The organism is Burkholderia pseudomultivorans (genome assembly GCF_001718415.1).
GTDB lineage: Bacteria > Pseudomonadota > Gammaproteobacteria > Burkholderiales > Burkholderiaceae > Burkholderia > Burkholderia pseudomultivorans_A.
This window is the reverse complement of sequence record NZ_CP013377.1, coordinates 36,304-50,154: the sequence shown is the minus strand read 5'-3', so window position 1 is coordinate 50,154 and position 13,851 is coordinate 36,304. Positions and strand designations below refer to the sequence as shown.

The following is a 13,851-nucleotide window of genomic DNA, read 5'->3' as shown; positions in this document are numbered from 1 at the left end:
CGCGCGCATTCTTATTCCCCGGGAGGATTGACGATGATCGACCAAGAAGGACTGCAAGTCGCGCCCGCGCTGAGCCAGTTCATCGAAAACGAAGCGCTGCCGGGCACCGGCATCGACAAGACTGCGTTCTGGCGCGGTTTCTCGGCGCTGGTGCACGACCTCGCGCCGCGCAACCGCGAACTGCTCGCCGAACGCGACCGCCTGCAACAGGAACTCGACACGTGGCACCGCGCGCACCCCGGCCCGGTGCGCGACCTTGCCGCGTATCGCGCGTTCCTCGAAGGCATCGGCTATCTCGTGCCGACGCCGTCGAACGTCGCGGCAGCCACCGCGAACGTCGACAGCGAAATCGCGACGCAGGCCGGCCCGCAGCTCGTCGTGCCGCTGTCGAACGCGCGCTATGCGCTGAACGCCGCGAATGCGCGCTGGGGCAGCCTGTACGACGCGCTGTACGGCACCGACGCGCTGCCGGAAGACGGCGGCGCCGAACGCACCGCGACCTACAACCCGACGCGCGGCCAGCGCGTGATCGACTATGCGCGCAACGTGCTCGACAACGCGGCGCCGCTCGCCGGCGCATCGCACCGCGACGCGCTGCGCTACCGCGTAGAGGACGGCCAGCTCGCCGTCGAGACCGGCAAGGGCGTCGTGCACCTCGCGCAGCCGGCGCAGTTCGTCGGCTACCAGGGCGCGGCCGGGGCGCCGTCGGCGATCCTGCTCAAGCACAACGGCCTGCACATCGAGATCCAGATCGACGCGTCGACGCCGATCGGCCGTGCCGATCTCGCGAACGTGAAGGACGTCGTGCTCGAAGCGGCGGTCAGCACGATCATCGACTGCGAGGACTCGGTCGCGGCCGTCGACGCCGACGACAAGGTCCAGCTCTACCGCAACTGGCTCGGCCTGATGCAGGGCACGCTGGTCGAGGAAGTCGCGAAGGGCGGCAAGACCTTCACGCGCCGCCTGAACGCCGACCGCGAATACACCACGCCCGCCGGCGGCACGCTGACGCTGCACGGCCGCTCGCTGCTGTTCGTGCGCAACGTCGGCCACCTGATGACCAACGGCGCGGTGCTCGACCGCGACGGCAACGAGATTCCGGAAGGGATCCTCGACGGCGTCGTCACGACGCTGTGCGCGCTGCACGACCTGAAGGCGAAGCGCAACTCGCGCACCGGCTCGATCTACATCGTGAAGCCGAAGATGCACGGCCCGGTCGAGGTCGCGTTCGCCGATACGCTGTTCGCGCGCATCGAAGATCTGTACGAGCTGCCGCGCAACACGCTGAAGATGGGCATCATGGACGAGGAGCGCCGCACCAGCGTGAACCTCGCCGCGTGCATCGCGGCCGCGGCTTCGCGCGTCGCGTTCATCAACACGGGCTTCCTCGACCGTACCGGCGACGAGATGCACACCGCGATGGAAGCGGGCCCGATGATCCGCAAGGGCGACATGAAGTCGTCGGCGTGGATCACCGCGTACGAGCGCAACAACGTGCTCGCGGGCCTGTCGGCCGGCCTGCGCGGCCGCGCGCAGATCGGCAAGGGCATGTGGGCGATGCCGGACCTGATGCACGCGATGCTCGAACAGAAGATCGCGCATCCGCGCGCCGGCGCGAACACCGCATGGGTGCCGTCGCCGACCGCCGCGACGCTGCACGCGCTGCACTACCATCTCGTCGACGTGCAGGCCGTCCAGCAGGAACTCGAGAAGATTCCGTATGCGAGCGAGCGCGACGCGCTGCTCGAAGGCCTGCTGACCGTGCCGGTCGTCGAGCACGCCGAATGGAGCGACGCCGAGATCCTGAGCGAAGTCGAGAACAACGCGCAGGGCATCCTCGGCTACGTCGTACGCTGGGTCGAACAGGGCGTCGGCTGCTCGAAGGTGCCCGACATCCACGACGTCGGCCTGATGGAAGACCGCGCGACGCTGCGCATCTCGAGCCAGCACATCGCGAACTGGCTGCGTCACGGCGTGATCACCGAGGCGTTCGTGCTCGACGTGTTCAAGCGGATGGCGCGCGTCGTCGACCAGCAGAACGCGGGCGACCCGAACTATCGCCCGATGGCGCCGGGCTACGACCAGTCGACCGCGTTCAAGGCCGCGTGTGCGCTCGCACTGCAGGGTACGTCGCAGCCGAGCGGTTATACCGAGCCGCTGCTGCACCGCTTCCGGCTCGCGTTCAAGGCGCAGCAGCAGGGCGCGTAAGCGGGCGGATGCCGGAAGGAAGCCCGGATGCGGGCTTCACGAAAACGGGCGGCCGCGATGGCCGCCCGTTTTTTCATGCGCGCGCCGATCCGGCAAACCCTTGCCCGACAAGGCGCCGCGCGCGATTCGCGAGCATCGTATTGCCCGGTAAATTGATCCACATCAACGATCCGGCGCATTTTCCGCGTGCGCCGGCCTGCGCGCTATACTCGCTCCAATGTGCGCCCCCGATCGCCGGCAAGCCGCTTCGGCAAACCGCGTCAACCGGCGCCGCCTGCGCCATTGAGGAGGAGAATGGCGCCGCCGTGCGCGCGGCACCTGCGGGAAAACCCGCCGATGATCGACGCACGCATGACTGCGAACCGGGTCGCGGTCCATACTCTTCATACGAACAACCCGATCGCCCCGCGCATGGCGGCGACGTCCCACAATCGATCGGCCATGGCAGAAACCGACTACACGATGCTCAGCGAATCCGGCCCGACAAGCCGCGTCGCCGCGCATCTGCGCCGGCTGCTGCTGCCCCACCTGATCTTCTATTCCGCGCTGCTGATCGGGCTGCTCCTGCTGCTGCTGTGCGCGATCGTGCTCTACGAGGGCCGCATCGACGCGCGCGACCGCGCGCGCACCACGCAGCAGAATATCGCGCTGATGGCGTCGTGGGACATCGAGCGCAACATCGAGATCTATTCGCTGTCGCTGCAGGCCGTGGTCGAGGGCGAGAACGATCCCGCGGTCGTCGCGCTGCCGATGCCGCTGCGCCGCCAGGTGCTGTTCGACCGCGCGACGACGGCCCGCTACCTCGGCGGCATCTACGTGCTCGGCGCGAACGGCGACATCGCGGTCGACGGCAAGAGCGACGTGCCGCGCAAGGGCAATTTCGCGAACGAGCCGTACTTCGCCGTGCACCGCGATCATCCCGACGTCGGCCTGTACGTCAGCGATCCGTACCGCTCGCGGCTGCGCGGCGGCTCGCCGAGCATCGCGCTCAGCCGGCGCATCACGCGGCCCGACGGCTCGTTCGGCGGCGTCGCCGTGATGTCGATCCGGCTCGAATATTTCCAGAACCTGTTCTCGCGGCTGTCGCTCGGCGATCGCGGCTCGATGTCGCTGATCGGCACGGACGGCGTGATGGTCATGCGCCAGCCTTACGACCCGAAGATCGTCGGCCGCGACATCAGCAAGGCGAGCACGTTCCGGCAGTTCATGCGCGCGAACGAAGGCAGCTTCTTCGACACCGCGTCGATCGACGGCGTGCGGCGCCTCTACGTGTTCCGGCACCTGGCGAACCTGCCGCTGATCATCATGGTCGCCCAAGCCGAATCGAACATCTATGCCGCGTGGTACGACCGCGCGATTCCGATCGGCTCGGCGATGGCCGTGCTCGCGCTGGGCTTCGTCGCGCTGTCGCTGCTGCTCGACGTGCAGCTGCGCAAGCGCCATCGCGCGGAAACCGAGCTGCAGGCGCTCGCGCGCACCGACGGGCTCACCGGCCTCGACAACCGCCGCATGCTCGACGTCACGCTCGCGCGCGAATGGCGCCGCGCCGCGCGCTCGCAGCATGCGCTGTCGCTGCTGTTCGTCGACGTCGACCACTTCAAGCGCTACAACGACACGCAGGGCCACCAGGCCGGCGACGACGCGCTGGCCGCGGTCGGCCATTGCATCGTCGGCTGCCTGCGCCGTCCGGCCGACTACGCGGCCCGCTACGGCGGCGAGGAGTTCGTCGTGATCCTGCCCGACATCGACACGGGCGGCGCGGTGGCGATCGCCGAGACGATCCGCACGAGCATCCTCGACCTCGGCATCCGGCACGACGCCAGCTCGTTCGGCTGCCTGACCGCGAGCATCGGCGTGACGACCTGCTACCCCGAGCGGGACGACAGCATCCAGGCCGCGCTGAAGCTCGCCGACGACGCGCTGTACCGCGCGAAGGAAGCCGGGCGCAACCGCGTCGTCGTGCAGAGCGTGCATACCTCGGTGCGGCTCGAGCCGCGCCGCGCTTGACGACGGTTCGCCCGCCGCGACGGGCGGCGTCAGGCGCCGCGCGCGGCCGGCCGCGAGGCGCGGCGATGCCCGCGCGCAAAATCGCCGACAATACCGGCTCGATTCGCCGGCCTGCGCCGGATGCCGGGGTCTGTCGGACAGGGAGCACGCACGCGCTGCCACGAGAACGGCCCCCGGCGCTTCCGGTCGGCGCCGATTCGCGGGACCGCGCCGCCTCACAATGAAACTCAAGGCAAAGATCTTTCTCCTCGCCATCGTGCCGTTCCTGCTCGCGATCGCCGGGATCGGCTTCGGCGTGCGCCAGCAGGCGACCTCGCTCGCCCGCACGCAGCACGCGACGATCCAGGCCGCCTATCTGTCGAGCAAGGAAGTCGAGCTGAAGCACTACGTCGAACTCGCGACCAGCGCGATCATGCCGCTCTACGACGCGAGCGGCCGCAACGCGCGCGACGACGCGATGCTGCGCACGCAGGCGCTCGCGATGCTGCAAAAGATGGATTTCGGGCCGGACGGCTATTTCTTCGTCTACGACCTGCACGGCAACGCGCTGATGCATCCGCGCGAGCCCGAGCGCGTCGGCCACAACTACTGGTCGATGCGCGACCCGCAAGGCGCGTTGACGATCCAGCAGCTGATCGGCGCGGCGATGCACGGCGGCGGCTACGTGCGCTACGTGTGGCAGCGGCCGTCGACGGGCCGGGCCGCGCCGAAGCTCGGCTATGTCGTCGCGCTCGAACGCTGGGGCTGGATGGTCGGCACCGGCATCTATCTCGACGACGTCGATACCGCGCTGCAGCGCATCGACGCGCGCGCGTCCGCGAACATCGAGCGCACGATGAGCTGGCTCACCGCGATCGCGCTCGCCGGCGCGGCGGCGATTGCCGTCTGTGCGCTGGTGCTGAACGTCAGCGAATCGCGCAGCGCCGACGCGAAGCTCAAGCAGCTCGCGCAGCGCGTCGTGGAATCGCAGGAACAGGAGCGCGCGCGGCTGTCGCGTGAGCTGCATGACGGGATCAGCCAGATGATGGTGTCCGCGAAGCTGATGCTCGAATCGGCGCTCGCGCGCTTCGAGCGCGGCGCGGCGCGCCTGCCCGAGGCCGAGCAGGCGCTCGCGTCGGGCGTGGTGCGCCTCGGCGACACGCTGCGCGAAGTACGGCGCATCTCGCACGCGCTGCGTCCCGCGATGCTCGACGATCTCGGCCTCGCAGCCGCGCTCGAGCAGCTGATTCGCGAGTTCGGCGCGCAAAGCGGCATCGACATCGGCTATACGCAGGTCGCGCACAGCGGCGCGCGGCCGCTGCCGGCGGCCGTCAACACCGCGCTGTTCCGGATCGCGCAGGAAGCGCTCAGCAACATCGTGCATCATGCGCACGCGTCGCGCGCCGCCGTCACGCTCGACGTCGGCGCGCAGGCCGTCACGCTGACGATCGCCGACAACGGCTGCGGCTTCGACGCCGAGCGCTCGCAGGCCGACGCGCGCGGCGGCATCGGCCTGCGCAACATGCGCGAGCGTCTCGACGCGCTCGGCGGCAGGCTGACGATCGCGTCGCAGGTCGGCCATACCATCGTGACCGCGCGCGTGCCGCTGCCGAGCGCCGCGTAACGACGCCCCCTATCAGGAGACCCTTGACCCATGAGCGCCCCCGACACGGCCCGGACCGCCGCCCGCCTGCTGCTCGTCGACGATCATCCGCTGGTCCGCGACGGGCTGCGGATGCGGCTCGAAGCGGCCGACCTGAGCGTGGTCGGCGAGGCCGGCAACGCCGACGAGGCGCTCGCGCTGGCCGCGTCGCTCGAACCGGATCTCGCGCTGATGGACGTCGGGATGAACGGCATGAACGGAATCACGCTCGCCGGCGTGTTCCACGACCGGTTTCCCGCGATCCGCGTGCTGATGCTGTCGATGCACGACAACGTCGAATACGTGACGCAAGCCGTGCGCGCCGGGGCGAGCGGCTATCTGCTGAAGGATTCGCCGGCCAGCGAGATCGTCCGCGCGATCGGCTCGGTGCTGGCCGGCCAGACCTTCTTCAGCGAAGGGCTGGCCGCGCGGATGATCCAGGCGAGCGCGGCCGCGTCGCCGCTCGACCGCCTGACGCCGCGCGAACGCGACATCCTCGATGCGCTGGCCGAGGGGCTGTCGAGCAAGCAGATCGCGCAGCAGACGGGGCTGTCGGTGCGCACGGTCGAGACGCACCGGCTCAACCTGAAGCGCAAGCTCGAGATCGAGGGGCAGGCCGAGCTGATCAAGTTCGCGGTCGAGCATCGGCGGCGCTAGGCGCACCGCGCCGCCAGCGCGATCGCGCGCGGCGGCGGCATGCGCCGGCCAGCGCCGCGCGCCACGTCATTCCGGCCGGGAGGAGGCCGCGCCCGGCGCCGCGCCGACGCCTGTCCGCACCGCACCTTCCCGCTGCATCAGCAGCATCGCCGCCACCGCGATGCAGAGGATCCCCGACCATCCCGCCGCGATCGAGAATCCGTGCGACATCGCATCCCGATACGCGCCGAGCATCTGCGGCCGGCCCGCCGGGAACAGATGCGCATGCACCGCCTGCCGCGCCAGCGTCGCGGCGTCGGTCGCGCCGGCCGCCTGCATGGCCGCCGTCATCCGCTGCACGGCGCCGACGCTCATCGCGCTGCCGAGCACCGCGATGCCGAGGCTCATCCCGGTCTGCCGCAGCGCGTTCATCGTCGCCGAGGCCATCCCCGCGCGCTCGGCCGGCGCCTGGTCCATCACGGTCATGCCGGTCGCGGGCACCGCGAGTCCCATGCCGACGCCGAGCAGCGCCAGTGCGATACCGACCGGCAGATAATGCGTCCGCGCGCCGAATCCGGCCATCGCCGCGAGCACGACGCCGATCAGCGCGTAGCCGACCACCATCAGCCGGTGCAGCGGAATGCGCGCCGCGATGCGTCCGAACAGCAGCGACGTGAGCGCCGTCATCACGAACTGCGGCATCAGCTGCCAGCCGGCCTCGGCGGGTGCGCGGCCCTGCCCCTGCTGCAGGAACAGCGACAGGAAGAACAGGCTGCTGTAGCCCGAGAAGCCGAGCGCGAACGATGCGAGATTGGCGCGCGCCAGCCGCCGGTCGCGAAACAGCCAGACCGGCAGCAGCGGCCGCGCGACGCGCGCTTCGATGCGGACGAAGGCGACGAACGCCAGTGCGGCGGCCGCGAGCGTCGCCAGCACCTCGACGCGCGACGTGCCGGCTTCGCCGAGCCCGATCAGCCCGTAAGTCAGCAGCCCGAGCCAGATCACGCTCAGCGCCTGCCCGATCGGATCGAACGCGGCATGCTCGGGATGGCGGCGCTCCGGAATGCCCCACGCGCCGAGCAGCACGGCCGCGACGCCGATCGGCACATTGACCAGAAAGATGTCCTGCCAGCCGCCATGCTCGACGAGCAGCCCGCCCAGCAACGGCCCGACGATCAGTGCGAGCGCGCTGAAGGCGGACCACGCGCCGATCACGCGGGCGCGTTCGCGCGCGTCGGGAAACGCATGCGTGAGGATCGGCATCGCGCCGGGAATCAGCAGCGCGCCGGCGAGCCCCTGGATCGCCCGGCCGGCCAGCAGCGGCTCGATGCTGCCCGCACACGCGCACACCACCGAGCCGGCCGTAAACAGGGTCACGCTGCCGAGCCACACGCGCCGGTGCCCGTAACGATCGCCGAGCGGCCCGGCCGACAGCATGAACGCCGACAGCGCCAGCGCATATGCGTTGACGACCCACTGCAGGCCCGCGATGTCGGTGTCGAGCGCCGTCTGCAAGGTCGGCAGCGCGACGTTGACGATGCTGATGTCCAGCGTGGCGAGGAAGGTCCCGAGACAGGCGGCCAGAACGAGTGCGGCGCGACGATAGCGGTGCATGACGATCGGCCCGCGAGGGGCTGAAAATGAGAATGGTTCTCATCTTATATATCGACTGACCGTCGGTCAATGGAGCGCGTTGGCCGCGGTGGCGGGGCTGGCCTAAACTGCGGGCTTTGCATGAACGGGCATTGAGCCGCGCAATGACGGACCGAACAAGGACAGCGAAAGACGACGCACCGGCGGCCAGGACGCCGCGCACCAAGCCGGCCGAGGTCCGCCTCGACGAGCTGATGGCCGCTGCCGAAAAGCTGTTTCTGGCGCAGGGGGTGGAGGCGACCACGATCAGCGAGATCGTCCAGCATGCGCAGGTCGCGAAGGGCACCTTCTATCACTACTTCGATTCGAAGGCCGACATGCTGGCCGCGCTCGCGCAGCGCTATACGGCGTCGTTCCTCGAGCGCCTGCAGCAAGCGGTCGACGCCTGCGACGCCGACGACTGGCTGGGCCGCCTGCGCGCGTGGATCCGCGCCAGCATCGACACCTACGCGGCGACCTACCGCACGCACGACATCGTCTACACGAACCACCATCACCACGACCGCGCGAATCCCGACCGGAACGCGATCCTCGACCAGCTCGGCGCGATTCTCGAAGGCGGCGCGCAGGCCGGTGCGTGGCGGCTCGCGCATCCGCAGGTCACGGCGCTGCTGATCTACGCCGGCGTGCATGGCGCGACCGACCACCTCATCGCGTCGCCCCAGACCGATCGCCACGCGTTCGTCGAGGCCGTCGTCGGCGACTGCCTGCGGATGCTCGGCATCGAGGACCCGGCGCGCCGCCGCGCGTAACGCTTCGCCGGTTCCCCAAAAAGAAAAAGACGCCCTCCGGCGTCTTCTCCTTTCCGGCATCGGTAAAACCGCCCGACGCTCAGTTCGTCCGTGCGTTGTGCTTCTGCAGGTAGGCGATCAGGCCGTCGATCCCGCCCGACGCAAGCTGGCTCTTGAACTGACCCTGATAGACCTGGATCAGCCACGCACCGGACATGTCGATGTCGTAGATCTTCCAGTCGCTGCCAACCTTGCCCAGACGATAGCCGACCGACTGGCTGTCGCCCGGCGTCGTCACCGTCGACTGCACGAGCGCGTCCGCGCCCGACGCGCCGCCGGCCTTGAACGAGAACTTCGCGTCCTGGTTGCCGAGCTGGGCGAGCGATGCCGCGTAGGTGCGCGTCATCAGCAACCTGAACTGCTTGTACAGCTCCTGCTGCTGTTGCGGCGTCGCCTGCTTCCACGCGTCGCCGACCGCGATGCGGGTCGTGCGCTCGAAGTTCGTCGCGGGCAGGAAGCGCTGCTCGACGACCTGCGTGACCTTCGCCATGTCGCCGCCGCGCGCGGCCGGATCGGCCTTCATCGCATTGACGGTGCCCTCGACCGCATTGCGGACGACGTCGACCGGCGCGCTCTGCGCGAAAGCGGAAACCGACACGGCGGCCGCCGCGACGAAAGCAAACAGATGACGTTTCATACGGATATCGCACTCGATGAGAAAAAACCGCCGACACATTGCGCCGGCCGATGCTGCAAAGTATACCGGGCCTGACGGCGCGCTGCCGCACGGTGACCGACTGTTACCTTTGCACCCCTTTTGTCACAGCGCCCGCCCGGCGGAAATCCGGTCGATTATGTAAATATCCCCATACAAAAGCGGCCGCTCTCGCACCGATTCCATCGCCGCGGCGCAATTCTCATTCCGGCCCCCGAATACCCGAACGTCGCGACTCTCGCCACGATGCGCCGGTATACTTGGCTACTTTGCCCTTCCAGCCCCGCCCCACCGCCACATGGTGACATCTCTCATCGTCCGACTCGTCGCGTGGTCGGTGCGACGCCCCGTCTGGGTCGTCGTGCTGTCGCTCGTGATCGCCGCGTTCAGCGGCGTCTACGTTGCGCATCATTTCAAGATCAACACCGACATCAGCAAGCTCGTCGACGCAGAGCCGCAGTGGGCCGCGCTCGGCCGCGCGGTCGACCGTGCATTCCCGCAACGCAACGGCACGATCCTCGCCGTCGTCGAGGCGCCCGCACCCGAATTCGCGAACGCCGCCGCGCAGGCGCTGACCGAGTCGCTGCAGAAGCAGACCGACGCCGGCCGCATCGGCCAGGTCGCCGAGCCGGGCGGCGGTCCGTTCTTCGAGCACAACGGCCTGCTGTTCCTCTCGCCGCAGGAAGTCGCCGACACCACGTCGCAACTCGCCAGCGCCCGCCCGCTCGTCAACGAGCTCGCGAAGAACCCGAGCCTCACGGGGCTCGCGACGACGCTGTCGACGACGCTCGGCCAGCCGCTGCTGACCGGCCAGGTGAAACTGCCGGCGATGGCCAAGCTGCTCGCGCGCAGCGCCGCGACGGTCGACGACGTGCTGGCCGGCCGGCCCGCCGCATTCTCGTGGCGCGCGCTGGTCGACAACGATGCCGCGCGGCAGCCCGCGCGCGCGTTCGTCACCGTGCAGCCGGTCGTCAACTACGGCGCGCTGAAGGCCGGCGCGGAAACGAGCCAGGTGATCCGCGACGCGGCCCGCGCGCTCGACCTCGAGAAGCGCTACGGCGCGGTCGTGCGCCTGACCGGCGAACAGCCGCTCGCCGACGACGAGTTCGCGTCGGTCGAGGACGGCGCGGTGCTCAACGGCGTGCTCACGCTGCTCGTCGTGCTGTGCATCCTGTGGCTCGCGCTGCGCTCGAAGCGGATGATCGGCTCGGTGCTCGTCACGCTGTTCGTCGGCCTCGTCGTCACCGCGGCGCTGGGCCTCGCGATGGTCGGCTCGCTGAACATGATTTCGGTCGCGTTCATGGTGCTGTTCGTCGGCCTCGGCGTCGACTTTTCGATCCAGTACGGCGTCAAGTATCGCGAGGAACGCTTTCGCGACGCGCGCATCGATCACGCGCTGATCGGCGCCGCGCACTCGATGGGCATGCCGCTCGCGCTCGCGACCACCGCCGTCGCGGCGAGCTTCTTCTCGTTCATCCCGACCGCGTATCGCGGCGTGTCCGAGCTCGGCCTGATCGCCGGCGTCGGCATGTTCGTCGCGCTGCTGACCACGCTCACGCTGCTGCCGGCGCTGCTGCGCCTGTTCGCGCCGCCGGGCGAATCGAAGACGCCGGGCTTCCCTTGGCTCGCGCCGGTCGACGACTACCTCGACCGTCACCGCAAGCCGATCCTGATCGGCACGCTCGCGGTCGTGATCGGCGCGTTGCCGCTGCTCACGTTCCTGCGCTTCGACTTCAACCCGTTGCACCTGAAGGATCCGCACAGCGAATCGATGGCGACGCTGCTCGCGCTGAAGGATTCGCCCGAGGCGGCCGTGAACGACGTCACGCTGCTCGCGCCGTCGCTCGCGGAGGCCGACGCGGCCGCGAAACGCCTCGACGCGCTGCCCGAAGTCGGCCGCACGACGACGCTGTCGACCTTCATTCCGGCCGACCAGCCGCAAAAGCGCGCGGCGATCGCCGCGGCCGCGAGCGCGCTGCTGCCCGCGCTGACCCAGCCGGCCGCGCCGCCGGCCACCGACGCGCAGCGCGTGGCCGCGCTCAAGCGTGTGTCGGACCTGCTGAGCTACGCGGCCGAGGACCATCCCGGCCCGGGCGCGGCGGCTGCGCAGCACCTGTCGCAATCGCTCGCGAAGCTCGCCGCCGCCGACAGCGCGACGCGCGATCGCGCCGAGCGCGCGTTCTCCGACACGCTGCGCATCGCGCTGAACCAGCTTGCGGCGCTGCTGCAGCCGCAGGACATCACGCGCGATTCGCTGCCGCCGCAGCTCGTGCGCGACTGGATCGCACCGGACGGCCATGCGCTCGTGCAGATTTCGCCGAAGGTGCCGAAGGGCGTCGACCCGAACGACGACACGATGCTGCGCCGTTTCGCGACGGCCGTGAAAACCGCCGAGCCGGGCGCGATCGGCGGGCCGATCTCGATCCTGCACTCGGCCGACACGATCATCAGCGCGTTCCTGCATGCAGCGCTGTGGTCGATCATTTCGATCACGATCCTGCTATGGATCACGCTGCGCCGCTTCGGCGACGTGCTGCGCACGCTGGTGCCGCTGCTCGTGTCGGGCATCGTGACGCTCGAGATGTGCGTGGTGCTCGGCATGTCGCTGAACTTCGCGAACATCATCGCGCTGCCGCTGATGCTCGGCGTCGGCGTCGCGTTCAAGGTCTATTTCGTGATGGCGTGGCGCGCGGGACAAACCGGGCTGCTGCATTCGAGCCTCACGCACGCGGTGCTGTTCAGCGCCGCGACGACGGCCACCGCATTCGGCAGCCTGTGGCTGTCGCATCATCCGGGCACCTCCAGCATGGGCAAGCTGCTGGCGCTGGCGCTGACCTGCACGCTGATCGGCGCCGTGGTATTCCAGCCCGTTCTGATGGGCAAACCGCGCGTGAAGCGCGCGAAGAACCAATCGCAAGGAATCAATGAATAAGGTGCGAATCATCGCGGCGACGGTCGCCGCAAGCGCGATGCTGGCCGGCTGCGCGACGGGCCCCAACCGCAACCCGAACGACCCGCTCGAGCCGATGAACCGGACGATGTACAAGTTCAACGACGCCGTCGACTCGAACATCGCGGTGCCGATCGCGAAGGGTTACCAGAAGATCACGCCGACGCCCGTGCGCACCGCGATCAGCAACTTCTTCTCGAACCTCGGCGATCTCGGCAACATGGCGAACAACCTGTTGCAGCTGCGCATCACCGATGCGACGCAGGATCTGATGCGCGTCGCGATGAACTCGGTGTTCGGCGTCGGCGGCCTGATCGACATCGCGACGCCGGCCGGGCTGCCGAAGCATCACCAGGACTTCGGGCTGACGCTCGCGCGCTGGGGCGTGCCGTCGGGTCCGTACCTCGTGCTGCCGGTGTTCGGGCCGAGCACGTTCCGCGACGGCGTCGGCCGCGCGGTCGACGTGCGCTTCAACCTGCTCAACTACATCGAGCCGGCCGTGCGCAACCCGATGTACATCGCGCAGTTCATCAGCGCGCGCTCGGACCTGCTCGGCGCGACCGACCTGCTGAAGCAGGCCGCGCTCGATCCGTACTCGTTCGTGCGCGACGCGTACCTGCAGCAGCGCAAGTCGCTCACGTATCACGGCCAGTCGTCGGCCGGGCTGCCGAGCTACAGCGAGCCGGGCGAAGCGGGCGCCGTGCCGGCGGCAACGCCGGCCGCGCCGGGGCTGCCGAATTACGAGGATCCGGGCGAGTCGGGCGGCGGAACGGGCGCCGCGCCCGGTAATGCGCCGGCTGCGCCGGGCCTGCCGCAGTACAACGATCCGGGTGCGGACACCGCGACGCCGGCCAGCGCGCCGGCTGCCGCGTCGGCCACCGCACCGGCCGGCTCGACGACGGCGCCCGCCGCCAGCGGTGCGCCGATCGCGCCGGCCGTGCCGAGCGTGCCGGCGAGCGGTCCGGCCGCGCAGTAAGGTCGGCGGCCCCGACGCTCGCTACGCTGTCAAAGCCTGCTGTCACGCATTGTCGGCAACCTGCCGCGCGGCAATCCGGGCGGCGGGCCGCTATCCGGCAGGTTGAACATCGCCATCGTGCCAGGACAGCGGAACGTCGCCAGCACATCGGTCGTCAATGGATTCGCGACACTTCCCGCGCTCGCGACGTCGAGCGCCGCTTCGCGACCGTCGAAGCTGAACACCACGCGCGTGCGGCCCGGTGTGGCCGTCTCGATTACGCGCCCCTTCCGAAGCAAGCGCATCAGCGCCCATGGTCCGTCCGCTGCGATTGTCGATGTGTCCGGCCGGATGCGCCGATCTCAGCATGGCCATCCT

The 13,851-nt window shown here is 69.4% G+C and carries 9 protein-coding genes and 1 pseudogene; 7 read left to right on the top strand and 3 right to left on the bottom strand.

Going from position 1 to position 13,851, the window contains the following annotated elements; all coding sequences use genetic code 11:
• Nucleotides 1-33 precede the first annotated feature (33 nt).
• The 4 genes from WS57_RS00175 to WS57_RS00160 all read left to right on the top strand — a co-directional run bounded on the left by WS57_RS00175 (nt 34) and on the right by WS57_RS00160 (nt 6,493).
• Nucleotides 34-2,208 carry a malate synthase G gene (locus tag WS57_RS00175; protein ID WP_069243597.1) on the top strand — a complete coding sequence of 725 codons (2,175 nt, stop codon included), beginning with the start codon at nt 34-36 and terminating at the stop codon, nt 2,206-2,208.
• 441 nt (nt 2,209-2,649) lie between these two features.
• On the top strand, nt 2,650-4,215 hold the full coding sequence (locus WS57_RS00170; RefSeq protein ID WP_069244316.1) for a sensor domain-containing diguanylate cyclase: 1,566 nt from the start codon (nt 2,650-2,652) through the stop codon (nt 4,213-4,215).
• 220 nt (nt 4,216-4,435) lie between these two features.
• Nucleotides 4,436-5,818, top strand: coding sequence for a cache domain-containing protein (locus tag WS57_RS00165; protein WP_059604819.1), 1,383 nt, complete (start codon nt 4,436-4,438; stop codon nt 5,816-5,818).
• A 30-nt stretch (nt 5,819-5,848) separates the two neighbouring features.
• On the top strand, nt 5,849-6,493 hold the full coding sequence (locus WS57_RS00160) for a response regulator (protein WP_069243596.1): 645 nt from the start codon (nt 5,849-5,851) through the stop codon (nt 6,491-6,493).
• A 66-nt stretch (nt 6,494-6,559) separates the two neighbouring features.
• On the opposite strand, the gene WS57_RS00155 is transcribed toward WS57_RS00160, so the two are convergent.
• Complete coding sequence (locus tag WS57_RS00155; RefSeq protein ID WP_059512961.1) at nt 6,560-8,083, bottom strand: MFS transporter; 1,524 nt, start codon at nt 8,081-8,083, stop codon at nt 6,560-6,562.
• Between the two features lie 143 nt (nt 8,084-8,226).
• On the opposite strand from WS57_RS00155, the gene WS57_RS00150 reads away from it, so the two are divergent.
• Nucleotides 8,227-8,874, top strand: coding sequence for a TetR/AcrR family transcriptional regulator (locus WS57_RS00150; protein ID WP_059604813.1), 648 nt, complete (start codon nt 8,227-8,229; stop codon nt 8,872-8,874).
• A gap of 79 nt (nt 8,875-8,953) precedes the next feature.
• Here WS57_RS00150 and WS57_RS00145 read toward each other — a convergent pair whose 3' ends face one another.
• Nucleotides 8,954-9,550 (bottom strand): MlaC/ttg2D family ABC transporter substrate-binding protein, encoded by a 597-nt coding sequence (locus tag WS57_RS00145; RefSeq protein WP_009690228.1) that lies wholly within the window; start codon nt 9,548-9,550, stop codon nt 8,954-8,956.
• Between the two features lie 316 nt (nt 9,551-9,866).
• On the opposite strand from WS57_RS00145, the gene WS57_RS00140 reads away from it, so the two are divergent.
• Both WS57_RS00140 and WS57_RS00135 read left to right on the top strand, forming a co-directional pair.
• Nucleotides 9,867-12,500, top strand: coding sequence for an MMPL family transporter (locus WS57_RS00140; protein WP_059604810.1), 2,634 nt, complete (start codon nt 9,867-9,869; stop codon nt 12,498-12,500).
• Nucleotides 12,493-13,494 carry a VacJ family lipoprotein gene (locus tag WS57_RS00135; RefSeq protein WP_060334232.1) on the top strand — a complete coding sequence of 334 codons (1,002 nt, stop codon included), beginning with the start codon at nt 12,493-12,495 and terminating at the stop codon, nt 13,492-13,494. Before WS57_RS00140 ends, WS57_RS00135 begins: the two co-directional genes overlap by 8 nt.
• A gap of 29 nt (nt 13,495-13,523) precedes the next feature.
• Here WS57_RS00135 and WS57_RS38340 read toward each other — a convergent pair.
• Nucleotides 13,524-13,829, bottom strand: a pseudogene (locus tag WS57_RS38340) (type VI secretion IcmF C-terminal domain-containing protein); the annotation flags it as partial.
• Between the last annotated feature and the right edge of the window lie 22 nt (nt 13,830-13,851).